This is a genomic window from Sediminibacterium sp. GW821-FHT12F12 (assembly GCF_058806635.1).
Window position 1 is genome coordinate 1 of record NZ_JBXAPW010000012.1, and the last position, 26,095, is coordinate 26,095.

Sequence of the window (26,095 nt, forward strand, 5' to 3'; positions counted from 1 at the left end):
GCTGTATTCATCGAGCTGGTTACCGGTTACGGTTGCCCTGCCGGGAGAGGAACTTTTTCTGTCCTTACAGGTGATCAAGAACAACAGTATAAGCCCCGCGGCTATTGTACTAACTGAACAGCATAGCCTGGTAATGGCTGCCGGCATACAGATGGGTAAACCGGGGCCCAACGATACGATAGAGGAAGTAAAATATTGCGGTGCGGGAAAAATGCTGGCGGCAGGTTAAGTATTCGCTGGAAATATTTGCGAACAGGGAAAACTAAAGATGCCATGTTTTTATAAACGCAGGAAGATTGGGTAACAGGTCAAACATTGCATGGATGGCTATTACAAGATATAAATTTTTTGTTCTGTTGTAAACGATGCCAAGGAAGATACCAGCAACACCCATATAAACAATTGTATAGGCTGCCCAGAATAAAAAAGGCATTTGTTCTCCCATGCCTTCACTCTCTGCACCTCTTAGAAACAGACCTGGTGCATGAACGAGCCCAAAAATGATAGCGGTGCAAACAATGCCACTGACAGACGATTTTAGTAGTAAAGACAACCGGGACTGCAGCCATCCGCGAAAGAAAAACTCTTCAATGAAACCGGCATCAAAAAAAAGATACACAAAACATAGTGGTATGCCGGTAATCAGTTGCCAGCTGCTGAATTGCCCTGTACGTATCGGTTTACTTCCATTACCTGCAAAATACTGAAACAAAACAGCCGCTACAGAAAGCAGTATAAAAACAACCAAGGTTTTTCTTCCGGGAAATTTTACTGCAGTATTCTTTAATCCGAAGTCTTTTACTGTAAATCCGGATGACGTATATATAGTAAACGGAATAATAACAAATACAAATAGTTTTTTCACAAAAATGAGAACAGTTGCTGATTTTGGATTTTGTAGCCATGCCGGAGGAAATAATTTATCCAAAAGTGATCCCCCATAGGTGATGTAAAACGTAATCCAGGCAACGAGTAGTGCTATGAGCCAGATCTCATTTTTCAGTAAAGGTTTGTCATGATGTACAGGAGTGTTTTTTGTAAACTGCCACGCTATGAAAGAAAAGCAAATGCCTATAATAAAAATTACTTCATAAAAATCTGAGAAGGGTATTTGAAAAGTAAAGTGCAGATAAAGTACGGCCATGCAATAGATAGCCAAGCCTGCCGTCATGAATTTTTTTGTTGCGTTCATTTGGTTAATATCAGCTGAAATTGTGTAATAGGGTTTATTGCTTTTTTTCAGACGAATATATGTTTTATTGAAATAAAGATACCTGCGCTGATGATATATTCTGCAGACCCAATGGGGAGGCAGGAACTATTGCCTATAAAAGGAACCTTAGATCGGCCCCGCCAATTGCGATAAGCTGATATTGACTGCCATTTTACTGTCCCTTCATCCACCTTGAAATATAGCTCTTCAGTTTTCCCAACTGTTTATTGGTCTTTTCTTTGTCAAATGTTATGGCATCATATTTTTTCGGGAACCACTCTTTTATTTGTTTATACTCCGGATGCTTTTTGTTGTTTAAAATGTCTAAATAGTAATAAAAAGAAGCTGTTCCTCCGCAATCTTCGGGCGGACAGTTCATTTGTCCATTCATGCAGACAGGATATTGTAATGCATCATCACGGTCTAAGAATTTTTCGACTTTGATTTTATGTCTCCAATTGTCTCCAAAATCGTACAGGTAATTAATGTATTCTTTTGTGTCTGAAATTACATCAGCCAGTTTCACCTCTTTTGCATCAAGTAGTTGATCGCTTCCAAACCCAGCAGTGATGTCATCTTCAATAATTTCTCCTATTCTGTATCCTTCGAGATTAAATTCAAATAAATGGTAATTATGCCAGCCCATTGCAATCTGAATAATATGATGTAATTCAAAGAACGATGTGTCCTTTTGTAGAAGGATTTCGCGCCAGATGACCGGGTTTGATTGTTCGATAGAAATCTTTATTTGAATTATTTCTTTCATGTTCTTATAGTTTAAAATAGCAGCTAATTCAGGTTGTGAGCATGTACCCATTCCCAAAATACTTACTTTTCCGAATATATAATTATCAAAGAAGATAAATCGGTTTAGGGATGTTTAAACACAAAGCAGTATTCTTTTCCTGTTTGTGGGCACTTTGTTTAGTTCGGAGTTTTCATAGTGAAGTTGGCTTTGTGCAGGAGATCTTTTCTCAGCCGGATCTACATAGTCTATTCAAAACCAGCGCAGTTTTGGCTGGGTATTTCGATAGGCTGGGTGCGCAATTGTGTCTTCGGGATACACATGGCAATAAACTTATGATCTGTTCCCGCAAGGCTCTCTCGAAATATGGGTACACAATAATCTCAGCGAGCCCCATGCGAGGGGATTTCTTTGGTGAGTAACGAGAGGAAGAATTATATGCCATCCTGGTCGCTGGCAAATTTTGTTAGCAGGTGCCGCTACCTTAACGAATAAAAACAGTGTTGTCTCTGTGTAAAGCATCTGTCAGCCAATTCGCATTGATCAATGCAAAGTCCTTGGGAAGATTCTCCGGGTGAAAAAACTTCAATTCCAGTGTTTCGGTGTTTGAATAGTTTGTATTAATGGGATTTGTCAACTTTGCTTCAAAATAGGAAGTAATATATTGAACTGTTTTATCCTGGTAATGATACGTCTGCGAAGTAGGTGAAGAATAAATACCTATGAAACGAACAATAACTGCTTTACTATTTGTTTCTTCTTCAATTTCTCTTAAGATAGCGGCTTCGACTGTCTCACCAAATTCTACGTGTCCTGATATGATGCACCATTTATTTACGTCTTTTCGTTTTTGTAACAGCACCTCTCCTTTGTCATTAAAGATCGCTGCTGCTACTGCTGGTAATATCTGTTTTGTAGTGTTCATGCAAAATTATTGTAAGCCTGTGTTGTATTTTAAGGAAAGGTAAACCTTTTCGGCCAGCAGACAGGGCTTACAGCAGTTGATAGATATATTTCGTTGAGCCAGGAGGAATCCTGCTGAATAAAGATACAAAAGTTGGAACTATATTTTATGCTCAGCAAAAGTTCATATGGTCTGCTCAACGCCACCTTGGCCTCCACGGGGTTTTTGCGAGACTCATGCCGGTTTTTTTTAGTAGGTAGGTATGGCCTGAGGAAAATGCAAATGCTTTCGTTACCCGATTTTGTTTCTCCAAAACAAAAGTATTGCCAAAACTAGTATTGAAATTAGTGTACCTGCGGGTAAATACCATAATGTCAGTATGCTGATTATCAGACCAAATAGGTAGGTCCATTGTTTGTTTGTCCATATGGCATAAATCCATACTAACCAAAGTAGTCCATACAAAGTAAAAAGCCACCCAAGCTTAAAAACATCGATGTTCATTTTATAAAAAAGTTCAGCCCAGGGACCGGGTTTTTCAGGTCCAATGTATTTCCCCTTGATTATAACAAAAATTCCGTCAAGTAGCATAAAGCCACCATTTATAAGCCCGAGTATGGTTAGTACGATTTTCATTTGAATTTTGTTAACTGCCGTAATTTTCTTTAAGCTTTCTCATCAATAGTCTTAACCCTTGCTGCGTTCCTGCATTGAAAGAGTTTGTAAAAATGATATAAGCCTTGTTTTTTAATCTGTCTATATGAACCAGCGTGAAATACGTAAATGCTCCGGTTCCCGAATGCACAGAAAGTTCTGTTCCATTTTCATAAATATTGAACCAGCCCAGGGAATAATTGGCTACCCCTTTGTGTATGAATCTATAGGTTTCCGCTGTCAGGTAATTATCTTTCCCTTCCAGCCCTTTTAAGTTGAGTTGGATGAATTTGATGTAGTCCTTCAGTTTGATATTCAGGTCTCCTGCGGGTTCGGTATAATCTAAATGATAATCAACAGTGGAGGGAACAGGTGTGAGTTTGTCGTTTTCGGTACTATGTCCCCAGGTGTCTTTTCGTGTTTGATTTTCGGGCCAGGATAATTTTACACGTAAGCCTAAGTCTTTGTTGAATATTTTGTCGATCAGCTGTTCCCAGCTTTTATGAGCAACTTTTTCCAGCATCAATGTGGCCAATGTATAGCCGGCATTGGAATAAATGAACGGATGCTGCGCATCTGGCTTTACCGGTTCCAGCGTCAATACAAACCGACCAAATTGTTTTCTTTTTTCCGGGTTGGTTCCTTTGAAACCGGGTATTTGCGGGTCGTTCTCTCCCTGAAAAGGTTGGATCCCTGCTCTGTGTGTAAGCAGATCCAGTAAGGTGATACTTGCGTATGCCGGATCACTTTTGGCTGCCCAATCGGGAAACAGGTCAAAGAATTTGGTGGTCCATCTCAATTTCCCGGTTTCCACGTATTTGGCAACCAGGTAGGCCGTCATTGCTTTGGTATTTGAGCCAATGTGGAACCTGTCATCCAATGTTGCGGTATCGGAAAGGTTGATGGAATGTTTGCCCAATGCGGCTATTTCTAGAATTGATCTGCTGTTTACCACTGCGTAACTGATCTCGGGGATCTTATGCGCCTTACGGATGGAATCAGCAAATGCAACCGTTTTTTGCCCAAAAACCATTGCGGAAATTCCTAAACAGAAAAAAGTAATTGTTTTTTTCATCCAGCCTCTGGTTTTTAGCGTTCCTTTTTTGCCAGCTTATTTGCGCCTTCTCAGCGTTCATTCAATTTCTGGCTCGTATTTTATTTGAATACAAATGTAGGGCAGTGCAAGGCTGCATGATTTGACCTAAGTCAAGCCTTACTTTTTTTTCTGATGCGGCTCAGCCTTTCCTGTGTAATGCCTAAATAAGCCGCAATATGCACCAGCGGAATCTTCTCAATTAACGAGGGTTGCTGCAGTAATAATTGCTGGTAACGCTGCTCCGCCGTTAAGGAAATGGCTTCTATGACCCTGTTTTCCAGGATGGATATATAATTGGCCATGATATTATGGGTGATACTGGTGTATTTATCTGCGGTACAGGTTTTTTGAAAATCTCTCAATTCGCAGATGAGTATTTTGCTGTCGAGCACTGCTTCGATGGCAAAATTGTTTGCATTCCCTTTTAACAGGGAAGCAGGACAGCAATCAACATCACCCTCAAAGGTGAAGCCAAGTATGTACGCTTTGTCATCTTTTTTCAGAGAGGTTTTACAGGCACCACTGATAATGTAAAAAAAGAAGGAGGGGTGCGAGCCATAACGTATAATGGTCTCCCCTTTTTTAATGAGCTTTTCTTTCCCTATTTTTTGAATGATGGAGAAAAAATATTTCGACTGTTTTTCAGGTATGTTGCTGTATAAAAATTCTGGAGAGATCATAGATCATCGTGAATTTACCTATTCGTATGTATTTTGTCATTCTAAACGAAGAGCCCCCGCTGGGAGACTCTTCGGAAAAGGGAAACTAGTGTTGATAAAACAATAATTTCTATACCAGCTCATCTCATATAATAAAGCGTCAAACTTGCACCACAGAGAATACATATTAGCGTTATAATACCGCTGTAATATTAAAAATACGGCTTACCCGATAGCAGGCCGCTTATTTAAGTTCTGAAAGTATTAATTTTTTCTGTTTTAGTGTATTCCGCATAGCTTTTTCTCTGACTGCAGGATCGTCACTGTTTATCAGATCAAAATATTCAACAGGTACCACCTGCCATGATAAACCATATTTGTCTTTGCACCAACCACATGCACTTTCTTGTCCCCCGTTTGCGGTTAGGGCATTCCAGTAATAATCTACTTCTGCCTGATCTTTGCAAGTAATAACAAACGAAACTGATTCATTAAATTTGAAATAAGGGCCTGCAGCTAAAATATTAAATTCTATATTGCCCATTTCCATGACAGCTGTTTCAAAACTGTCCTGACCTCCTTGTGCTTTTGCTTCCGGTGGATTTTTATATTGGTGGTATTCTTTCAGTTTCCCGTTTTTGAAAATGGAAAGATAATAGTCTGCTACTGCTTTTGCATCTTTATCAACCCACAGGCAGGGTGTTATCTTTTGCGTGATCATATCAGGCTTTTTTAGTAGAGTTTGATTAGTGATTGTATCTATGTTACTCTTGTTGTCGGCATTCTGTTGAGAATTGCCACAACCCATTACAATAGCTATCGTGATTATTTTCAAAAAAACAGGTATTTTCTTTTTCATAGCTTTATTTGTTTTTTGGAAAGTAAATAATTTCAGCCGGAATTGTCTGTATGTCGGGTGTTGCTAACTTTTTGAGATTTGGTGTAGTGACAGATTTTCAGCACAATAGTTCAATCGAAGAACTGACCTGAACCTATCACAAAACTGTCATACGAAGCACTGCACCCGCCATTACGCCAAACCGCTGTTGTACGTTCGTGTTTCTTAAAATTGCTTTTCAAATGTCTTTCCGTTAAATTTATATATTTTCCCGTCTGCCATTCCAAACCACAATTCACCTTTATTATCTTCGAAAATTGATAGGGCATTCTCATCGGTAAGTCCATCTTTCTTTGTGTAATTAGTCATCTTTACACTATCATATTTCCAAATTCCCGCATCTCTGTCTCCAAACCAAATATTACCTTTTCCATCTTCTGCAATTGTGAAAATGTGTTCGAGAGTGCCAGGCATTGATTTATCACCTTTTCTTCCACTTGTGGGGTGAATTAAGTTATTTTTTTCAGAAAAATTAATGATTGAGTCACCTTCCTTCAGTAATACTCCTATTCCATTATTACCAATCCAAAGTCTGCCTTTTGAGTCTTCGAAAATACTTCTAATATGAAGTGGGGCAATATTTCTATCAAATCCTAATGTTTCATCATTGATGATTGTAAATCCGTTTCCATCATAGCCAAAAACACCTGCGTAAGTGCCAAACCAAATCATTTTCTTTTTTCCTTTTGAAATACTGGTTACAGCAAATAAATTATCATAATGATTAAGGACTTTGCGGTGTGGAAACGCTAAATAAGTTAATTTTTGTCCATCGTATCTGTAAACCCCTTCTTTGGTTCCAGCTTCAAACCAAAGGTCGTTATCTGATTTCATCCATTGACCTTGTAATGATTCATTGCTATGAATTGGGAAATTAGTTTGTGATTTTTCTATCTCTGCTTTAGTGTGATTCACTATTTTTGTCCCATCATAACTGCTCACTCCCCTTTGCGTATTAAACCAAATAACACCCTTTTTGTCTTCCTGGATGTTGTGAATTTGGTTGTCCGACAATCCGTTATCGCTATTAAAGTAAATGAATGATTTGCCATTGTAGACTGCTACTCCTTCTTGAAGACTTCCAAACCAATAATATCCTTTGCTGTCTTGATAGATAGCACGAATTCCTGAGGTAAATTTTAGGGTGTCGTTTTTTGAAGTCTCTGCCAATTCAGTCTTGTTCAGTTCATTTTCTGTTGATTTCTTTTCAACGCAGGAAAAGTTCAGTGTTAATATGAGTATTAGATATGTCAATTTAAATTTTTTGTCCATTTCGGGTTTTTCTAATATGACGCACAACGGGCGGGGGCTTTAAGTAGTAGTGGTGTTATCTTCTGTCGTTCCTGGCTAACCGCTGCTGAATTAAAGATACAAAAGCTGGTGATATATTTTATAGACCAGGTGGATTTGGTAGGTCTGAAGCTTCGAGGAATCTGCGAGATATCCAGGCAGAGGCTTTTAGTGGTAGGTAGAAGAAGCGAAAGAAAAAGCTTACTCAAGATCACCGCAGCCTCCACGGGGTCATTGCGAGATCCATGCCGGGAGGTTTCTTTTTATAGGCTGATCCTGCGGAGAATTTATTACAGCCTGTATTTACAGTTTGTTTCTAATTGTAGGCAATCCCATTCTGCATATAATCGGATGTTATATACCTTACTTAGTTTTTCAATTATCTGCCTGGTTTTAATCTTTCAAACGTCTGCCGTTCATAATCATCCATTTTTCGTGCTTCCTTTAATACAGAGTTTAGTTTACCTTTTTTGGGTTCTTCAAAAATAAAAAACGAGTCGATTTTTGCATAAAAAAGTTTAATGCCTCTACATTTATTTTCCGAAATGTACTCATAAATAAATTGTGGCTGTCCTCTATCGTTACACTTACAGTCAAGGAAACTTGATAATGCCGAGTTTCGATGAAAACCCTTGTTGTAATTTAATCTTCTGTTGCCAAAATTGTCTTTGTTGCCTGTAACTAAATAATAGGAGTTTTCTGCTTTACGCCAGGTATAACCATGCATAAAAGCTTTACAACTTATAAACAGAAATGCTGCAAAAGTAGAAATGAGGAAATTAATTTTCTGAACATAGTATCATATTAAAGATATGTATCAGGCTACTCAAATATATTTTGCCAAGCTAATTTTGATTCTTGAACTGCATACAGTATCCGCGTATTAAAACTTGAGCAAAACTGTATCAAATAAAAATACTAAAGTGATAAACCATTGAAAAAATATATAAAAGTAAAAAACAAAACTGTCTGCCAGCACAGAACTTGATATGAAGCCCAAAACTTTATTTAGCTACTAAATCACCAATTTCTTTTGGTTGCTGTTAGGCACAATTTTTTTTGTTCCAAGTTTATAAATGTCATAGTATCTTTTAACAAGTCCGTTGATAAATCTTTTTAAATAATTTTCACTAAAAAAAGTGTTCGACCAATTATCGTAACGCTTACATTGTACACCTAAGTAGAAAAAATATAAGCTTACACCAAGCATAGGAATAAGTCGTCTTTCTTCTGCGCTTATTGGTGTTATTGATTCATACCCTTTTAGGAAAATATCAACTTTGGGCTGATAATCTTTAGTGTCATATTTTTCAATATTGTGTAGTTGTAAAATATAGTAAGCAATATCTAAGCAAAGCCAACCGTTTCCGCAGAAATCGAAGTCGAAAATGGTTACTTGGTTTTCGTTGGTGATGTTAAGATTGTCAAACCAAATATCAAGATGAACAATTCCCTGTCTGATTTGCAAAGTGTCAGCATTTCCAAACTCCCTTAACAGGTACGTTTGAGCCGACCTCATAAAGTTCATTTCTTCCGTATCACTTTTCAAAAAGATCGATATCTCTTTAAGTGAATCAATAAGAATGAGTTCTGGCGTATAGTTTATGCGATTTAATTTCTGATCAATGGTTATTTTATGAATTTGAGCTATCAGTTGTCCGATTTGAAAGTGAGTTTCTTCTGAAATTATGTGCTTTTTTTCACCAGATGCAAATGTAAAAAGTACAGCAAATCTGTCTCCTTCCGGGGCACTTAGTATTTGTATGTAGTTATTTTCTTTGTCTGATAGTGGATAGGAAATGGGAATGGTATTTTCTTTTAGTTGATTCAGCAATTTAATTTCTTCGTCAATCTCCGTTTCTGAACGCCAATTTAAACTATAAACCCTAAATACAAATTTATCTGAGTTGTCGGTTACTAAATATGTATCATTGATCCCAGCTTTTATTAATTGACATCTGGTGTCTGTACTCAAAGAATATTTCTCCTGTATAAACTGTCCTATATGTGTAGCTGAAAGAGTGGAATTTGTTACTGGAAAATGTGCCATTGATCTGTTTTGTTGTCTGCTGTAAAATTGTGCCTAACTTAATTATAATTGCTAAACCATTGAACCAATACAACCATTTAGCTCGGCTTTGCATGTGTAACCGGCGTCTAATGAATATAGGAAAATATATTATAAGTCATCGAAAGATGTTGTGATATTTTGCATATTCCCTGTACTTACTTGCGTATAAATCTGAGTTGTTCTACCTATATATTTGCTGAATCGTGATGATAATACTATAAAGAGCAGGCAGTTTCTGGGGAATACACATCCTTTTAGATCATTTAATTACAGCCGCCATGCAACCCGAACGCCCCAGTGAGTGACACAAGCGGCGATGCCATGAAAACAGAAGCCGGGAATCGGCTTATAAGATTTAGCAGTGCGTGTATGAGGGAGATTTATTTTCACCGCAGGGGGGGAGAGCGGGGAGTTTCGCGGAGTTGTGAATCGGCCCTCTCTTTTCTATAAGTGCAGGATCTATTGCTTTTACCATTCTATCATCCTATCATGCTATCATTCTCTCATTACAATAGAATTCCCTGCAAAAACAGATACGCAAAGCTGAAATAAATGATGAGCCCCGTAACATCTACGAGCGTAGCCACAAAGGGGGCGGAAGATACGGCCGGGTCGGCGCCGAGTTTTTTGAGAAAAATAGGCAGCATAGAACCGGATAGGGTGCCCCATAATACCACACCCACCAGTGAGAATCCTACGGTAGAGGCGATCATCATCCAGTGCGGACCGTAGAGTCCCGGTGCAATGGAATGCCATACACCCACACGGATAAAACCAATGATGCCGAGTACGGTGCCGAGCAGCATTCCACTCAGTAATTCGCGGCGCAGTACGCGCCACCAATCGGCAATAGTAATTTCGCCCACGGCCATGGCCTGTATAATGAGGGTGGATGCCTGCGAGCCACTGTTTCCACCGCTGGAGATAATGAGTGGTACAAATAATGCGAGTACCACAGCTTTGGCAATTTCATCTTCGAAATACCCCATGGCCGTGGCCGTGAGCATTTCGCCGAGAAACAATACCACCAGCCAGCCAATGCGTTTGCGGAAAAGTTTGAGTAAGGGAATATCGAGATAAGGCTCGTTCAGCGCTTCGGTACCTCCCATTTTCTGCATGTCTTCGCTGAACTCTTCGTTGGCCACCCATAACATATCATCGATGGTAACAATGCCGAGCAGTATGTTATGATCATCTACCACGGGCAGGGCCACACGGTTATTCATTTTAAATACCTGGCTGGCATGTTCCTGGTCGTCGTGTACGTTCAGCGAAACATACCGGCCATCAATGATCTCGTCCACCCGTTTATCCGGCGCTGCCAGAATGATATCGCGGATCCGGATATCATCGATCAGTTCGCCGTTATCATCGATCACATAGATCACATCAATGGTTTCGCTGCTTTTGGCGTGTTTGCGGATGGTCTCGAATACTTCGTTGATGGTGTTGTGCCGGTAGATGAACACATAATCGGGTGTCATCAAACGGCCCACACTATCTTCGGGATAACCGAGCAGGGAGAGGGTGATCTTTCTTTCTTCGGGATCGAGTAATTTGATCAGGTCGCGGATAGCGGCTTTGGGTAATTCTTCGAGAAAGTCGGTACGATCATCGGCCGGCAGCTCGTTCAGCAGTTCGGCGGTTTTGGCCGGGGGCAGTTCCTTTACAATATCGCGCTGCTGGGCAATATCGAGGATCTTGAATACACTCGAAGCCCGGTGTATGGCCATATTGGCAATGATCTGCGCCTCGTATTCGGGGTACTCGTTTATGAGTTCGGCCACGTCGCTGATATTCTGGTCGTCCAGGAATTCCCGGATCTCCAGTTTATCTTCTTTTGAGATCAGTTGTTCAAACTGCTCAAAAAGGCCGGGTTGTTCGAGTTCGAGCGACATAGGCGCAAGGTAGGAAGAATTAAAAATTAAAAATTAGAAATTAAAAATTGATAATGGGCTTCTCCTCTGTGCTCCTCTGTTGCTCCGGTCTCTGTGTTGAAAATAGTAACTGTGCGCGGGTGATGATCTTTTCAACACAGAGGCCATAGATGGGGAGGTACACAGAGGGGAGGGGATGCTTTACCAGTAAATTGTTAATTGCTGATTTCTAATTTTTAATTTTTTGAAGTTTATCTTCACAAAATGATCCTTCCCTGTATCGAAATAGCACCTTCCGATTACCGTGGCCGTGGGGTATTTGCTACGGAAGACATTCCGGCGGGTACCCTGATAGAAGTATCACCTGTACTGGTATTGAGTGAGGCGGAGCGGGTAGACGCAGAGAAAACTTCTTTGTACAATTATATTTTTGAGTGGGGACCGGAATCCAAACAGGCCTGTGTGGCCTGGGGGTATTTGTCCATCTACAATCATTCCTATCATGCCAACTGCCGCTACGATATGGATTTTGAAGCACAGGAAATGTGTATCACCACCGTACGCGATATCAAAAAAGGCGAAGAACTGTTTACCAATTACAATGCGGAGCCGGATAGTGAGGATTTGGTTTGGTTTGAAGCGAAGTGATATTGAACAGATGAACAGATGAGCAAGGAACAAGGAACAGACGATCGGAGTGTATTCCTTCAAGTCTTTTTTCTGTTCTATGTTTTGTGTTCTTTGTTCTTTCGTTCATCTGTTCCTTGCTCATCTGTTCGTCTGTTCATCTGTTCGTCTGTTCATCTGTTCCCTACCAATACTGATACCCCATCAACCTCGTTAACTCCAATTTAGCTAAACATAACTGGTATTCATATTGAAGCCTGGTGAGTGCGGCTCTTTGCACATTGGCGCCGGCGTTGGTGATTTCGAGGTGGGTGCCGGTACCGCTTTTTAAACGGTTGGTGGCCAGTAACTGGGCGCTTTGGGCCTGCTCGGTTTGTCCACGGGTATTTTTGATGCGGTCGAGGTTGGTGGCAATATCAGTGAGGGCCTGTTCAATATCTTTTTTGTAGGTACTGCTCAGGCTTTCTACGGCCATTTCATTTTGTTTGATGATATTCTGCTGCAGTTTCTGCTGCTGTTTGTTTTTACCGCCATTGTAAATGGGCATGGTAAAAGATACACCGGCGAGATAGTTAAAACGCATATCGCCGATATAAGGTACGTAGCCATTTTTGATACCTGCCGCTGCCCGTAAGCCGATCATGGGTTTATCGGCCGTTCTGGTAATAGCGAGATCGCTGCTGGCTTGTTGGATCTTGTCTTTGGCCAGCATAAAATCCGGGTTCTGGGTTTGTGCGGTTGCGAGTGCATTGCCCGCATCGGTGAGGTTCACATCAAAATCAAAATCTTTACCGTTGTTCTGTTTCACACCTGTTGTGTATTCGAGCAGGTTCAGTTGTTTCTGCAGGCTGTTTGTCAGATCAACTTTGCGGTTCTCTTCGTTATCGATGGAAGCCTGTATGTTCAGCAGATCAATCCGTAAGGCGGTTCCGTTTTTCAGCTGGCTCTCCACGATCCGTTTGTTCTCGTTCAGGAAGCTGAGTACACTGTCCTGTATACCGATGGCTTTTTGCAGGAAAACGATATTGTAGTACACATTGGCTACCTGGTAGGCCAGTTGTGCTTTTACATAGTCTACCTGGTGTTTGGCAAACTGCAGGTCGTCTTTACTGCGGTTGATATTGGCCTGTAACCTCCCGAAATCAAAGAGCGCATAATTGGCATTGATGGCCCCGTTCAGGTTATGCAGTGGTGCAAACTGGAACTTATCGCCGTTAATGGGCAGCTCTATTTTCGGACGTACATAGGCATACGATGCATCGGCCGTTACATCCGGGTATTTGTTGAGCTGTGTCAGGTTCATTTTTTCCTGCGCGGTGGTAACGGTATTCTCCACTTCTTTCACCTTAGGAAAATACCCGAACGACTGCCCGATCAGGTTCTTCAGTTCCGTATTCACCTTCACCTGTGCCTGTGCTGAGAGGGCGAGAAGGAGGCTTGCGGTAATAAGTATATTTTTCATTGTATTCATATATTTTCTTTAGAACTAATTCGCGAATTACGGATCACGGTTTGGCGGATTATTCTCTTATTTAAAATTCTATCATTCACTCATCCACTCATTCACTCCTTCACTCCTTCACTCCTTGCTCTCAATGGTTCTCCGCTGCTGCTTTCATCGAAGCTGCTATTTCTGCCGGCGATTTTTTCTTTACCCGTAAAAACACCACCAGGGGTATTACGAGCACAAAAAAGAGGGCCGTGAGGCGGAAGGTATCGAGGTAAGAGAGATAATAGGATTGCCGGTCGATGATGGCATTGATAGTGGCGAGTGCTTTGTTACTGGCGCCGGCCACATCGCCCGAACGGGTGATAAATCCCTGGGTAAGGGTATTACTTCTCTCGAGAAACATCTGCGATTCTCCGGTTACTTTGCTTACCAGGTCGTAACGGTGTTGCGCATACTGGCGGGCAATATAGTTATTGGCCAAAGCAATCCCGAATGCACCACCCAGCTGGCGTATCATGTTATTGAGTGCAATACCCGATGCATAATCTTTGGGCGCGAGGCCTGCTACCGCCTGGTTAATCAGCGGTAACTGCACCATGCTGATGCCCACTGCGCGCAGGGCCAGCGGAAGAAAGAAATCGCCCTTGCCTACATCCGGACTCAGGTTGGCACTCATCCATGCATACGCTGCAAACAGCAGGAAGCCTACCACCACAAAGGGAATGGGCGACACACCCTTACTCATGGTTTTACCGATGATGGGCATCATTACTACCGTAATCATCGTAGGGGCGAGTAGGGTAAGTCCTGTTTCATACGCCGTAAAACCGAGGGTTCGTTGCGCGAGAATCGGGAATACGAATACGGAAGTAAATAATCCCACACCCACTACAAAAGTAAAAATGGTAGTAAAGGCAAGATTACGGTTACCGAGTATTTTTAAATTAACGGCCGGGTTCTTGATACTGAGTTCGTACCAGATAAAACCTACCATACCGATAAATGCGAGTATGGCGGTAATGCGGATAATATTGCTGCTGAACCAGTCTTCCGATTCGCCTCTCTCCAGCACATACTGTAAACAGCCGATACCCACCGAGAGTAGGAGGATGCCCGTATAATCGATCTTGATCTCTTTTTTGCGTTTGCCTTCGCCTTCTTTTTTCTCGATGAAAGTGAAGGATAAAAAAGTAGCGAGAATCCCGATGGGGATATTGATCATGAAGATCAGGGGCCAGGAAAAATGGTCGATGATATAACCGCCCAGTGTTGGCCCCAATGTTGGGCCTAACACGATACCCATCCCGAATAAACCGGAAGCGATGGGCCTGTCTTTGGGTTCAAATGCATCAAACAGGATGGCCTGCGAAGTGGAGAGCAAAGCGCCTCCACCCACGCCCTGGATAAAACGCCAGATGATCAGTTCAACCAGTGTATCCGATTGCCCGGACATATAGGAGGCAATGGTAAAGATGATCATGGATACGATATAGTAATTCTTTCTTCCGAAATATTCTGCGAGGAAGCCGGTGAGCGGAATGATGATCACATTGGCGATGGCATAGGACGTGATGACCCAGCTCATGTCTTCAATGTTCACGCCAAGGCTTCCACTCATATCGCTCAGTGCCACGTTCACGATGGAGGTATCAATCAGTTCCATTACCGCGGCGGTTACCGTGGTTAAAACAATGATCGCCCTCGCAAATCCTTTAGGTGTTGCCATAGTTACAATTTACCTCTGTTGCAGAATGTGCAAGGAGGAGTATAGTCTGGTAATTTATTTTGTTTCTGCACTCACAAATACGCTCAAACCTGCACGCAGCATGTTGCGGTATTTATCGATGTCTTTGATCTGGATCTTCACCGGCACACGCTGCGTCACTTTTACAAAGTTGCCGCTGGCGTTATCCGGAGGCAGCAGGGAGAATTTGGCACCCGTAGCTTCACTCAGGCTTTCGATAATGCCTGTGATCTTTGTATCGGGGAAGGCATCAATTTCTATATCCACTTCTTTACCCGGGTATAATTTTTTTAACTGGTTCTCTTTAAAGTTGGCTACGATCCAGTAGGTGGTATCGTTAACAATAGAGAACAGGGGTGTACCTGCCTGTACAAACTGTCCTTCCGATACATTTTTTTTACCGATTTTTCCAGCCTGTGGTGCATAGATCTTTGTATAGGTCAGTTTCAGCTGGGTCTGAGCTATTTTGGCTTTTTTCACATCGAGTGCGGCAGACGCTTTCTGTACACCTGACTGCAACACAGCAATACGACTTTGCGCGGCAGCCAGATCGGTGCGGCTGTTGGTTAACTGCTGTGCAGCAGTGGCTACAGCAAATTTTGTGTCGTCTAACTGTTTGCGGGTAATGGCCTGGTCGGTGTAGAGGTTCTGGTCGCGTTTCAGGTCATCTTCTGTTTTTTTGTAACGTACCTGGCTCAGTTCAATATTACCCTGGTTAACACGAAGGCTTACTACAGCGTTGTTCAGGGCAGCTTTGGCGTTGATCACGTCTACTTCTGCCTGGCGAAAATCGGCTTCCATTTCGAGTAACTGGGTTTGTAGTTCTGCATCGTCCAGTTCTACTACCAGGTCGCCGGTTTTTACAGAGTCATAGTCTTTTACCGAGATATGTTTCACATAACCTGCCACACGTGGTAATACCGGGGTAATCTGTGTTTCCACCTGTGCGTTATCGGTGGTTTCGTGTGTGATGGCATAGTTTACTTTTCTGTAACCGAAATAACCGGCTACCAGCAGTACCGCGATTAAGACGATGGTTTTTACGGGTGATTTTTTTTCGTTGCTTACTGACATATTGATTGCTTGTTTTTCGTAATGGTTAGTTGGTTCTGCGTTCTATGTTCTGCGTTCTGTTTTTTTTGTTCGTCTGTTCCTCTGTTCCTTGCTCCTCTGTTCTTCTGTTCAATTGTTCTATTGTTCGATATTCGGTGTTCGATATTCTCTAGCGTTTCTCTGCCAGCAGATACGAATGCATCAGCAGTTTCAAATGTTTAACCAGCCTGTTTTTAAACGCCACATTGGTATAGGGATCGAAGTTGGGGTCGTTATTTACGAGAATGCCGCAGAGGGGTTTGGATAACATGACCTGGTTAATGGTACCGATGAGGGTAGCCATGGTTAGTTCGGGGTCTACTTTTCGGAAGACCTTTTTTTTGATGCCCTGGTCAATGATGCTGTGCAGCACTTTGGTGTTCCGCATAAAAATGCGGATGATACCATCGTGCAGTGCCTCGCGTTCCCTTTTCAGCAGCTCCTGGTGCAGGATGCGGTGAAAAGAGGGGTGGGCGAGGATTTTATCTACATAGTTGTCTATGATCGCATCGATCTTTTCGATCTCGGTCATGGAAGTGTTGGCATGGATCTCGTCCAATTTACCTCGCATAAAAGAAGCACGGTATTCTACAATAGCTTCAAAGAGTTTTTCTTTGGAACCGAAATAATAGTTCACCATCGCTACGTTTACATCGGCTCTTGCCGCCAGGTCGCGGATAGAACTGCCATCAAATCCCTTCTCCGCAAACAATTCGATAGCGGTGTGGATGATGTGTTGCTTTTTGTCTGAGAGCACCTGTTCGGGAAAATCTTTTGCCATAGCCTTCTTTTGAAGGCGCAAATTTTAAACAAATGTTTGAATTAATCAAACGTTTGTTTAAAAAACTAAAAAATAATTTTCCCTCCTACAGGTGGAATCACTGTTACTGATTGATTATCAGGCCAGAATATCGTTTATATTTTTCCGGATATTTTCTGCCATTTTGTGCATGGGCAGGTCGTTTTCGTCTTTTCCAAAGGGATCTTCGATCTCTTCGGCAATCATTTCCAGGCTTCCCAGTACATAAGAAATAAAAGCTACTACCGGAATGGTAAAATAGCCCAGGGTAAGCGGAAAACCGAGTGGTAAACTCAGGATATAAAAGAAGAGGAATTTTTTAATGAACACACTATACGAATAAGGGATGGGCGTATTCTTGATGCGCTCGCAGGCGCCGGTAATATCGAGAAAAGAAGTTAATTCGGGGTTCAGCATCAGCAACTGGTAATCGCTGATTTTGCCATCGCGGTGTAAGAGGCTGATCTTGTTCATGAGTAAAGTGATAACCTGGTTAGGGATATGTTTACTCGTATCAAAATCAGGAATCTCGGGATGGGGCTCTTCATCGAGGGATAGGCGTGTTCTTTCATTCAGCAGATGCTGCCGCAGTTCATCAGCAAAGAGCGCAATCAGTTTTTTGAAGAAAAGGCGATTCTGGTCATCATCATGCGGTAAAAAACTATTCAGCTTGATGGCCAGGTTACGGCTGTTATTAACGAGTGAACCCCAGAGTTTCCGTCCTTCCCACCAGCGGTCATAGGCCGTATTGGTGCGGAACACCAATAACATCGAAATGGCAAAACCGAGCAGACTGTGCATGATGGTGATATTCTTTACATGGCTGCCGAGATCCATGTGCAGGTATTCCAGCTGCAGAAAAGATACCAGCCAGGAATAGAGGGATACAAAAATGATCACAGGAAACAGCCGGCGTACTGTATCGGCCTTATGAAAACGGAAAATGAAGGGGAACATACCCCGGGGATTGTAATTGATCATACGCTAAAGTAATAAAATCTCTTTGGCTGCTCAGCGGTTCTTTTACTAAGTTTGGTTACCAAATTACCCGCTATGTTACGTTCCCTTTTTACCCTTTGTTGTGTGTTGGTTTCTTTTCTGCTAACGGCTCAAACGGCCCGTATTCCTGCTTATACCGGTTATGCGGTTCCCGCCGAGAGTGATGAATCGGATCTGTTCTCCGTTGAAAAAGGGTTACACTGGACAGACGCCAGGCAGGTGATCAGCTATTCTTTCTATGTACGCAAAGCAGGTAAACTCGTCATCCGGCTGCAGGCCAAAAATGCGGTGGCGGGTTCCCAACTGGTCATGTCTTTTAATGGCAAAGCAAAACTGCTGAACATTCCTGCCGGGAAAGATTTTACACAATTAGCTGCAGGCATCTTTGAAGTGAAAGACAGTGGTTTTTACACACTCCGTTTTAAAGCACTGAAGAAAGCGGGTAAAACAGTGGCCGATATCCGGTCGATAGAACTGTCGGGCACAGCAGCCGATATTCATTTCAATCCCCAGCCACGCCGCAATGCGGCATCGGTGCATCTGCGCTATCCTTTACCCGACTCGGTAAAAGCAGTGGCTTTTTATAACGAGATCACCATACCCGAGGGGGCAGATCTGCTGCATAGTTATTATATGGCCTGCGGTTTTGCGAGAGGTTATTTCGGGATCCAGGTAAATGGTCCGGCTGAAAGAAGGGTGATCTTTTCTGTCTGGGATTCTGGCAACGAAGCCATAGACCGCAACAAAGTAGCCGACTCCAACAAAGTAAAGTTGCTGGCCCAGGGCGATGGGGTGGTAGCGAATGATTTTGGAAATGAAGGCACCGGTGGTCATAGTCATTGGGTGTACAACTGGAAAACAGGGGTTACCTATCCCTTCATGGTAACGGCTTTGCCAGATAGCGCCACACAAACCACTATCTACACCGGTTATTTCTTTATTCCTGAAATACAGCAGTGGAAACTGATCGCCAGCTTTAAAGCGCCGCATGATGGTAAAACACTGCGTAACCTGTATTCCTTCAATGAGAATTTTGTGGGCGTGAACGGACAGTTATACCGCAAAGCCTTGTTCGGCAACCAATGGGTACAGCGCGGGAATGGCAGTTGGAAAGAGCTGACGCAGAGTAGTTTTTCTTACGATGCTACCGGAAAAGCCGGCGACAGGATCGACTATGGCGGCGGTGTAGAAAACGGAAATTTCTATTTATGGAATGGTGGTTTCCAAAAAGCCAATGCTGTGTATGGACAGTTGTTTGAAAGAACAGCCACAGGGAAACGTCCCGTAGTGGATGTTGCCAAAAATGCAGACAGTGCCAGCCAGGCCATCAAAGACAAAACCCTGATTTTTGAAGCAGTCGCCAGTAAAAAGATAGATACAACGGGTTCTGTAGAAAGTGTGTATTACCAGATCCTGAAAGAAGGAACGGGTGAGTATGTAGCGGTGAGTGATACGGTAACTGTGCACTATAAAGGCAGCCTGCTGAAAGACGGCAGTATTTTTGACCAGACCCGCGACAAACCCGCCACTTTTCCGTTGAAGCGTTTGATCAGGGGTTGGCAGATAGCGGTACCTAAATGTAAACTGGGAGGTACGATCCGGATCATTATTCCTTCCGGGTTGGCGTACTCCATCCGCAGCCGCAGCAAAGCCATCCCGCCCAATAGTGTATTGGTATTTGATATAGAAGTGTTGGCTGTAAAAAAATAAAACATATAACCGTTTATAAATCGAACACCTGATTCTTACTGCGCCTTTGCGGCTTTGCGTGCAAATTTTCTCGCAAAGCCGCAAAGGCGCAGTGTTTTTTAATTATTCAAAACAATGTGTATCTTGATCATTCAACCCAATGCGTATGAGAAAAATAGTCCTTGGCCTGCTGGCCAGTCTGGTAAGTATAACAGGTTTCTCCCAAAAAGCAGCTGCACCCACCATTCCTGAGCTGATACCTGCCGGTGTAGAAGTAACTGTAACCAAAAACAGTGTAGTTGCCGACGGTAAAAAGATCGACTACACGGCGCATACCGGTTACCTGAACCTGAAGAACGATACCGGGAAACTGATTGCCAAAGTATTTTTCACCTATTACCGGAAAGATGGAGAAGAAGCTGGTAAACGTCCTGTTACTTTCACGTTTAATGGCGGTCCGGGTTCTTCTTCTGTGTGGTTGCACATGGGCGGACTGGGTCCCAAGCGTGTATTAATGCAGGATGATGGTACGGCTACCGCACCACCTTATCAATACATCAGCAATGAATATACCTGGCTGAATAAAACCGATCTCGTGTTCATTGATCCGGTATCTACCGGTTTTAGCCGTGCCGCAGCGGGCGAGAGTCCCAAACAGTTTCATGGGTATGTAGAAGATATTTCATCGATGGGTTCTTTTATCCGTCATTTTTTATCGCGATATGAAAGATGGGGTTCTCCCAAATTTCTGGCGGGCGAAAGTTATGGTACCACGCGTGCAGCGGGCTTGTCTAAATTTCTGCAGGACAGGTACCGGATCTTTCTGAATGGTATTTTTCTCATTTCAGCCGTACTGAATTTTGGTACCAATGATTATTATGTGGGTAATGATTTGCCACGGGCTTTATACATTCCTTCGTATGCTGCTGCTGCCTGGTACCACAAAAAACTGGCACCGGCTTTACAGGCCGATCTGAAAAAGACCTTGAAAGAAGCGGAACAATTTGCACTGGGCGAATATGCATCGGCACTGCTGAAAGGCGGCTGGTTAACCGATGCAGAGAAAGATGCCATTGCCACTAAAATGAGTTATTATACCGGGCTGAGCAAAGAGTTCTGTTTGCGCAGCAACCTGCGGGTAGAAGAAAACCGTTTCTGGAAAGAACTGCGCCGGGCAGATGGTTTGATCATTGGCCGTTTGGATGCACGTTTCACCGGCCGCGACCTGGACGATGGAGGCGAGGGCTTCAGCTTTGATCCTTCCTTTGCCAATATTGATGGTCCGTTTACGGCTACGATCAACGATTATTTTCAGAAAGAACTCAACTTCAAAGAAGAGAAGGGCTATAATATTTTTGGCGATGTTGGTCCGTGGAATTACAATAATGTTCAGAACCAGTTCCTGAATGTTGCCGAAAGCCTGCGCGATGCCATGTCTAAGAACCCGGCATTAAAAGTGTATCTCGGTTGCGGTTACTACGATTTTGCCACACCTTATTTTACTGCGCAATACGATCTGGAGCACATGTTCCTGCGGCCCGAGCAGCGGAAGAATGTGAAAGTGTACACCTATGAATCCGGGCACATGTATTATATCCACAAGCCCGCCCTGCAGCAGTTTAAGCAGGATGTGGATGAATTTTTTAGCTGGAGCAGTAATGTGAAGTAAAGAATATCCCGGATAGTGCTCGGATATTGACTTTCTTCTCTTCGAAAAAACTGCTTCTCGGCGGTGCCGCGGTTGGTGCAAACTCCATCCAACCGCTGAGCCGCAGAGAACAGGGAGTTTCCGCAGAGGGATAAAGATGGATATTAATGAATGCAAACAGCGTATTACTTTTTTAGATTCTATGACAGTTATCATTTGTTTAGCTGAGGTTTTTTTCTTTTTTTGTACAAACAATCACGCACCATGAAAACAGCCCGCCAGTTATCCGTTGCCTTACTTGTGGTTCTCTGTATCACCGCATTATATGGAAGTTATCACATGATCACCGACCCCACAGGAACATCGCTGGGGCTGCCTTTTTACCTGCTGAACGGTACCATGTTTACTGATTACCTGATGGCAGGGTGGGTGCTGCTGGTAGTAGTGGGCCTGTTCAGTATGTACACCATGGCACAGGTATTACGGAAAGGGAAACGTTATTCTTTCCTCATTATGCTGCAAGGCGTATTGTTGGCTTTGTTTGTAACGGTACAGATGTTTCTGCTGGGTGACACTTTTCTGATTCAGTATGTGTACCTGTTTATCGGGGTGTTATTAATTGGCTTAGGAGCTATGCAGAACCAGCGCCGGATTGTGGTAGAAACAGAGAAAGAAGCCCACCCGGTATTAAAACCCAAGAGCCATCACCACAAACACCGGAAACACAAATAAAATTAGCTCTGTGCGCTGAAGGCAAGGTACACGCCATTGGTCCAGCCAAAACCATCCTGGTTAGGATATTCGCCACCGCCGGCTTTGCTGTCCGTATCACTTACATTGTATTTCTCCATCATTTTGCCGGTAGCCGCATATACTTTTTCATTGTTGCGCATCCAGTTGTCTTTGATCTGCCGGGCAAGTGCCTTGTGCTCGTAAGGTACCCGATGAAATGCCTGGTAAGCGATCCATTGCAAAGGCGCCCAGCCATTGGGTGCATCCCATTGCTGGCCGGTATTGCGCAACGTAGTGCGTAAGCCGCCGGGTTGCAGAAAATGCTCTTCAACCACTTTGGCTACGCTGGCAGATTGTTTGAGATCGGCTATGGGGAAGTAAAGCGGGAATACGGCAGCCAGGGTATATTGTTCGGATAGTTGTTGTGTTCTGAACTGGTAATCGAAATAAAAACCTTTCTCCTGGCTCCAGCAATAGGTCTGTATGGCTTTTTTTCTATTCGCAAAATTGTCCAGCATTTGCTTGTCTTTTTCTGCCTGGCCCAGTTTCCCGTAAATAATCGATAATAACATTTCCATCGAACACAGGAGGCAATTCAGATCTACCGGAATGAGGTCAGTGGTTTGGATGGTCTGCATAGTCTCCCCATCACTGAACCAGCGGCTGCTGAAGTCCCAACCCGATTCTGCCGCTGCGCGGATATGGCGGTACACTTCCCGGGAATCACGACCGGAGGATTCGGCCAGGTGTTTGTCTTCTGTAAATGCTTCCGGCCGGGGTGTGTCCATATCATCCCAATAACGGTTCAATACAGCACCGTCGGGCATTTTTACCACACGCCGGTACGTGGTTTGTGTATCTGATAGTTGGGAAATACCATCCATCCAGAAAGCATATTCTTTTTCCAAAGGAGAGAGATACTTACTCAGAATTTCTTCGCCTTTCTCTTCCATCAATAATAAAACCATCGAAGCAAAAAAAGGTGGCTGCGAGCGACCGAGATAATAACTGCGGTTACCATTGGGAATGAACCCAACAGTATTGATCAGATACGCAAAATTGTTGACGATGTTCTCGATGATATCCACCCTTTTGGAAACCTGTAATCCCAGCATGGTAAAATAACTGTCCCAGTAATATACTTCCCTGAATCTTCCACCCGGAACGATATAGGGATGCGGTAAAGGGATCAATGTACCCGCCTGCTGATCGGGTGTACGGGTAAGTGTGTTCCACAGTTCTGCTAAATGGATGTGGATGGGTTTGTTGGCCGAACGATAACTGTTATCTGCTTCGGCCGGTAATCGAAAATAGGTTGCTACAAACTGGCGGAGATCAAAATCCGGTGCGGGTCTGGCTGCTGTATAAGCAGCCATAATAACTGCAACGGGTTGCAACGGAATGGCATCTACAAAATATTTGGAATCGGCAAAAAGCCCACTCATCTGTACATCTTCATACAGGGGTGATAGTTGCTCAAGGGTGAGATAGGTACTTGCCTCCATGGATCAGGATTGATTAGTCTGCGCCAGTTTGAACTTGTTCTGCAGACGTTTAAAAATAAACAGACAGGTAATCAAAATAGCCATGGGGATGAGTGAGAAATAAAACGCGGTTTGTCCGCCATAACTCTCAAAAATATGCCCGGTAATGATGGAACCTGTGGTGCCACCCAGTGCTGAGAAGATGATGATCAGACCACTCATCAGTCCATGTTTCTGTACAGGTAAAGTGCTCAGGATCACTGAATTCACCGCCGGATAAATAGGAGCGATCAGTAAACCGATCAGGGGAAAGATAAATGCCGCTATCGGTGCCGTACTCCAGCCGGTGATGGGTGTACCGGAAACATTCGATGCCAGCGGAATAGCCACCAATACCAATGCCGCTGCCAATACCAGGCAACTGGCCAGTACGAGGAACCAGTTTAGTTTTTTCAATACGAGTCCGGCAAGAAAACGTCCCACTGCCGTAGACCCTGCCAGTATACTGGCCATCTGTATGCTCAATGCAGCAGGTAAGAGTAATACCTTGTTATTAAAAGTGGGCAACCAGCTCATGATACTCTGTTCGATCAGTACATAAAAAAAAGCGCAGAAAATAAAGACGAGTACAATGGGCGAAACCATGAGCCGGAACATTTTTCCGAAATCTGCGAGCATGGAACCGTTTTCCTGGTTACGGATGGAAGATTCATCCAGCGGGGCGCTCAGCAATAACAGGAAGGCTGCGAGTGAAATGCCGCCCAAAACATAATATACTTTCAGCCATTGGGTAGATTGCGGGTTGGTGTCATCTACAAAATAGCCGAAGATGAAATAACCGGTCAGGATGCCGACCATGAAAAAGGATTCGATAAAATTCATCAGACTGATATGTTCTTTCTCATTGCGGGTTACGAGTCCGATGGTGCTGTATACCGACATCTTGATCAGTGCAAAACCGGAACCCACCGCGGCGAATAATAATTTAGTAGTGAGAAAACTGGCCGTGAATGGCATCATAAAGCAAACCGCTGTTACAAAACCCAGTGCCATGAGCATGGCATTTTTATAACCGATGCGGGTAATATAGGAAGAGATCAGGAAGGATACCCCTGCAATACTCAGGTCCTTGAATGCTTCCAGTACCGAAGCCGATCCCTGCGTTACCCCGTAATTGTTCTGCACCTGCAATATTACCGTGCCTACACTGTTCAGCAGAATGGCGAAGACGAAATAGTTGAGAAAAAGCGAGGCTTTGATCTTCCAGTTCTGCATAACGTTTTTTTAGTAATGAATAATGTGTTATTTAGCGAGTAACTGTAAACAAACAGGACTGGGTACTTCTATTTTCTGCAGGGTTGGCTGCAAAAGACCGGTTTCGTGGTTTCTTTTGAAGATGACGATATTGTTGGTTTTCTGGTTGGCCACGATCAGAAAATTACCCGTAGGATCGATGATGAAATTACGTGGCTGGGCACCTTCTACAGGCTGGTAGCCAATACTGGTGAGTTTGCCGCTTTTGGGGTTTACAGAAAAGATGGCGATATTATTTTCCTCGCCACGGTTAGAAGCGTAAAGAAATTTACCGTCGGGTGAGAGATGAATATCGGCACTGCCGGGCTGGCCCGTAAATTCTTCCGGATGTGTGGGTATGGTCTGGATATTTTTCATGGTTCCCTTGTTATAAGCAGATACGGTAACGGTACCTGTCATTTCTTCCAGCCGGTAAACAATAGATTGGGTAGGATGAAAAGCTACATGACGTGGCCCGCTGCCGGGTGCAGAGGCACTGAATGCCGGAACCGCCGGCTGCAGGGGTTTGGAGGCCGTGGCTGTAAAATGGTAACTCATGATCTTATCCATACCCAGATCAGGTGCCAGAATGTATTGGTAGTCGGGCGAGAAAAAAGTGGAATGTACATGTGCCGATGCCTGCCGGGCTTGATTGGGGCCGGAACCTTTGTGTTGTATCAGTTGTGCATAGGGTTGGATGCTGCCGTCTGTGCCGAGGGGAAAAGCGGCGAGACTGCCACCGCTATAGTTGGCCACCACGGCCCATTTACCCGAAGGATGCACTGTAATAAAACAGGGATCATCTCCTCCACTGGCCTGCTGGTTCAGCAACTGCAGTTTACCTTTTGTTTTATCAAATGCGAAAGCACTTACCCTGCCTGGATTTTCGCGGCCTGTTTCATTTACGGCGTATACAAAATTGCCATTGGGAGATACTGCCAGAAAAGAAGGATTGGTACAGCTATCGGTATTACTCACCCATTGCATTTCCCCGTTTTTGGCATTGAACTGGTAAACATAAATGCCTTTGCTTTTACCGGTGGTATAAGTGCCTACAAAAAGATAATACTGTTGGGCGTTGGCAGAAAGGGAAATCACTCCAATGAACAAAGCAAGCAGGTAACGCATAGA

Annotated in this window: 24 protein-coding genes; 5 read left to right on the forward strand and 19 right to left on the reverse strand. The window is 43.4% G+C overall.

Annotation, left to right across the window (positions count from 1 at the left end):
* Positions 1–229 (forward strand): hypothetical protein (locus AC1RNB_RS14950; protein WP_493084080.1); only part of this gene is annotated, 229 nt, incomplete at its 5' end.
* A 33-nt stretch (positions 230–262) separates the two neighbouring features.
* Here AC1RNB_RS14950 and AC1RNB_RS14955 read toward each other — a convergent pair.
* The 11 genes from AC1RNB_RS14955 to mgtE form a co-directional block, all read right to left on the reverse strand.
* On the reverse strand, positions 263–1,192 hold the full coding sequence (locus AC1RNB_RS14955) for a CPBP family intramembrane glutamic endopeptidase (RefSeq protein ID WP_493084082.1): 930 nt from the start codon (positions 1,190–1,192) through the stop codon (positions 263–265).
* A gap of 193 nt (positions 1,193–1,385) precedes the next feature.
* Positions 1,386–1,979, reverse strand: coding sequence for a plasmid pRiA4b ORF-3 family protein (locus AC1RNB_RS14960; RefSeq protein ID WP_493084084.1), 594 nt, complete (start codon positions 1,977–1,979; stop codon positions 1,386–1,388).
* Between the two features lie 463 nt (positions 1,980–2,442).
* Positions 2,443–2,883: an NUDIX domain-containing protein gene (locus AC1RNB_RS14965; protein WP_493084086.1), complete on the reverse strand. Its 441-nt coding sequence runs from the start codon at positions 2,881–2,883 to the stop codon at positions 2,443–2,445.
* A 270-nt stretch (positions 2,884–3,153) separates the two neighbouring features.
* A complete protein-coding gene (locus AC1RNB_RS14970) occupies positions 3,154–3,498 on the reverse strand; it encodes a hypothetical protein (RefSeq protein WP_493084087.1) in 345 nt (114 codons plus the stop codon).
* 10 nt (positions 3,499–3,508) lie between these two features.
* Positions 3,509–4,591, reverse strand: a complete 1,083-nt coding sequence (locus AC1RNB_RS14975) for a serine hydrolase domain-containing protein (RefSeq protein ID WP_493084089.1) — start codon at positions 4,589–4,591, stop codon at positions 3,509–3,511.
* A gap of 131 nt (positions 4,592–4,722) precedes the next feature.
* Complete coding sequence (locus tag AC1RNB_RS14980) at positions 4,723–5,292, reverse strand: Crp/Fnr family transcriptional regulator (protein WP_493084091.1); 570 nt, start codon at positions 5,290–5,292, stop codon at positions 4,723–4,725.
* Between the two features lie 223 nt (positions 5,293–5,515).
* A complete protein-coding gene (locus AC1RNB_RS14985; protein WP_493084093.1) occupies positions 5,516–6,130 on the reverse strand; it encodes a VOC family protein in 615 nt (204 codons plus the stop codon).
* Positions 6,131–6,334: 204 nt separating this feature from the next.
* Entirely contained in the window at positions 6,335–7,441 is a 1,107-nt protein-coding gene (locus AC1RNB_RS14990; RefSeq protein WP_493084095.1) for a ligand-binding sensor domain-containing protein, read from the reverse strand.
* A gap of 397 nt (positions 7,442–7,838) precedes the next feature.
* Positions 7,839–8,186 carry a hypothetical protein gene (locus AC1RNB_RS14995; protein ID WP_493084097.1) on the reverse strand — a complete coding sequence of 116 codons (348 nt, stop codon included), beginning with the start codon at positions 8,184–8,186 and terminating at the stop codon, positions 7,839–7,841.
* Positions 8,187–8,474: 288 nt separating this feature from the next.
* The gene (locus AC1RNB_RS15000) at positions 8,475–9,509 is read right to left on the reverse strand and encodes a phosphotransferase (protein WP_493084099.1); all 1,035 of its coding nucleotides are present in this window, start codon (positions 9,507–9,509) and stop codon (positions 8,475–8,477) included.
* A gap of 527 nt (positions 9,510–10,036) precedes the next feature.
* The gene (gene mgtE / locus AC1RNB_RS15005) at positions 10,037–11,428 is read right to left on the reverse strand and encodes a magnesium transporter (RefSeq protein WP_493084101.1); all 1,392 of its coding nucleotides are present in this window, start codon (positions 11,426–11,428) and stop codon (positions 10,037–10,039) included.
* 243 nt (positions 11,429–11,671) lie between these two features.
* Between mgtE and AC1RNB_RS15010 the strand changes: the two genes are divergently transcribed.
* Complete coding sequence (locus tag AC1RNB_RS15010) at positions 11,672–12,055, forward strand: SET domain-containing protein (protein WP_493084103.1); 384 nt, start codon at positions 11,672–11,674, stop codon at positions 12,053–12,055.
* A gap of 163 nt (positions 12,056–12,218) precedes the next feature.
* Here AC1RNB_RS15010 and AC1RNB_RS15015 read toward each other — a convergent pair whose 3' ends face one another.
* From AC1RNB_RS15015 to AC1RNB_RS15035, 5 genes are all read right to left on the reverse strand, one after another.
* Complete coding sequence (locus AC1RNB_RS15015; protein WP_493084105.1) at positions 12,219–13,496, reverse strand: TolC family protein; 1,278 nt, start codon at positions 13,494–13,496, stop codon at positions 12,219–12,221.
* A gap of 130 nt (positions 13,497–13,626) precedes the next feature.
* Positions 13,627–15,210 carry a DHA2 family efflux MFS transporter permease subunit gene (locus tag AC1RNB_RS15020; RefSeq protein ID WP_493084107.1) on the reverse strand — a complete coding sequence of 528 codons (1,584 nt, stop codon included), beginning with the start codon at positions 15,208–15,210 and terminating at the stop codon, positions 13,627–13,629.
* Between the two features lie 54 nt (positions 15,211–15,264).
* The gene (locus AC1RNB_RS15025) at positions 15,265–16,302 is read right to left on the reverse strand and encodes an HlyD family secretion protein (RefSeq protein ID WP_493084108.1); all 1,038 of its coding nucleotides are present in this window, start codon (positions 16,300–16,302) and stop codon (positions 15,265–15,267) included.
* A 148-nt stretch (positions 16,303–16,450) separates the two neighbouring features.
* The gene (locus AC1RNB_RS15030) at positions 16,451–17,101 is read right to left on the reverse strand and encodes a TetR/AcrR family transcriptional regulator (protein WP_493084110.1); all 651 of its coding nucleotides are present in this window, start codon (positions 17,099–17,101) and stop codon (positions 16,451–16,453) included.
* Positions 17,102–17,218: 117 nt separating this feature from the next.
* Positions 17,219–18,076: a bestrophin family protein gene (locus AC1RNB_RS15035; protein ID WP_493084112.1), complete on the reverse strand. Its 858-nt coding sequence runs from the start codon at positions 18,074–18,076 to the stop codon at positions 17,219–17,221.
* A 96-nt stretch (positions 18,077–18,172) separates the two neighbouring features.
* Between AC1RNB_RS15035 and AC1RNB_RS15040 the strand changes: the two genes are divergently transcribed.
* The 3 genes from AC1RNB_RS15040 (at position 18,173) to AC1RNB_RS15050 (ending at position 22,187) form a co-directional block, all read left to right on the forward strand.
* Entirely contained in the window at positions 18,173–19,828 is a 1,656-nt protein-coding gene (locus tag AC1RNB_RS15040; RefSeq protein ID WP_493084114.1) for a DUF3472 domain-containing protein, read from the forward strand.
* Between the two features lie 145 nt (positions 19,829–19,973).
* The gene (locus AC1RNB_RS15045; protein WP_493084116.1) at positions 19,974–21,476 is read left to right on the forward strand and encodes a S10 family peptidase; all 1,503 of its coding nucleotides are present in this window, start codon (positions 19,974–19,976) and stop codon (positions 21,474–21,476) included.
* Between the two features lie 243 nt (positions 21,477–21,719).
* Positions 21,720–22,187, forward strand: coding sequence for a hypothetical protein (locus AC1RNB_RS15050; protein ID WP_493084118.1), 468 nt, complete (start codon positions 21,720–21,722; stop codon positions 22,185–22,187).
* A 2-nt stretch (positions 22,188–22,189) separates the two neighbouring features.
* On the opposite strand, the gene treF is transcribed toward AC1RNB_RS15050, so the two are convergent.
* From treF to AC1RNB_RS15065, 3 genes are read right to left on the reverse strand one after another with little or no spacing between them, the layout of a single operon-like run.
* Complete coding sequence (gene treF / locus AC1RNB_RS15055) at positions 22,190–23,692, reverse strand: alpha,alpha-trehalase TreF (RefSeq protein WP_493084120.1); 1,503 nt, start codon at positions 23,690–23,692, stop codon at positions 22,190–22,192.
* A gap of 3 nt (positions 23,693–23,695) precedes the next feature.
* Positions 23,696–24,946, reverse strand: coding sequence for an MFS transporter (locus tag AC1RNB_RS15060; protein WP_493084122.1), 1,251 nt, complete (start codon positions 24,944–24,946; stop codon positions 23,696–23,698).
* A 27-nt stretch (positions 24,947–24,973) separates the two neighbouring features.
* Positions 24,974–26,092: a lactonase family protein gene (locus tag AC1RNB_RS15065; RefSeq protein WP_493084123.1), complete on the reverse strand. Its 1,119-nt coding sequence runs from the start codon at positions 26,090–26,092 to the stop codon at positions 24,974–24,976.
* Positions 26,093–26,095: the final 3 nt, after the last annotated feature.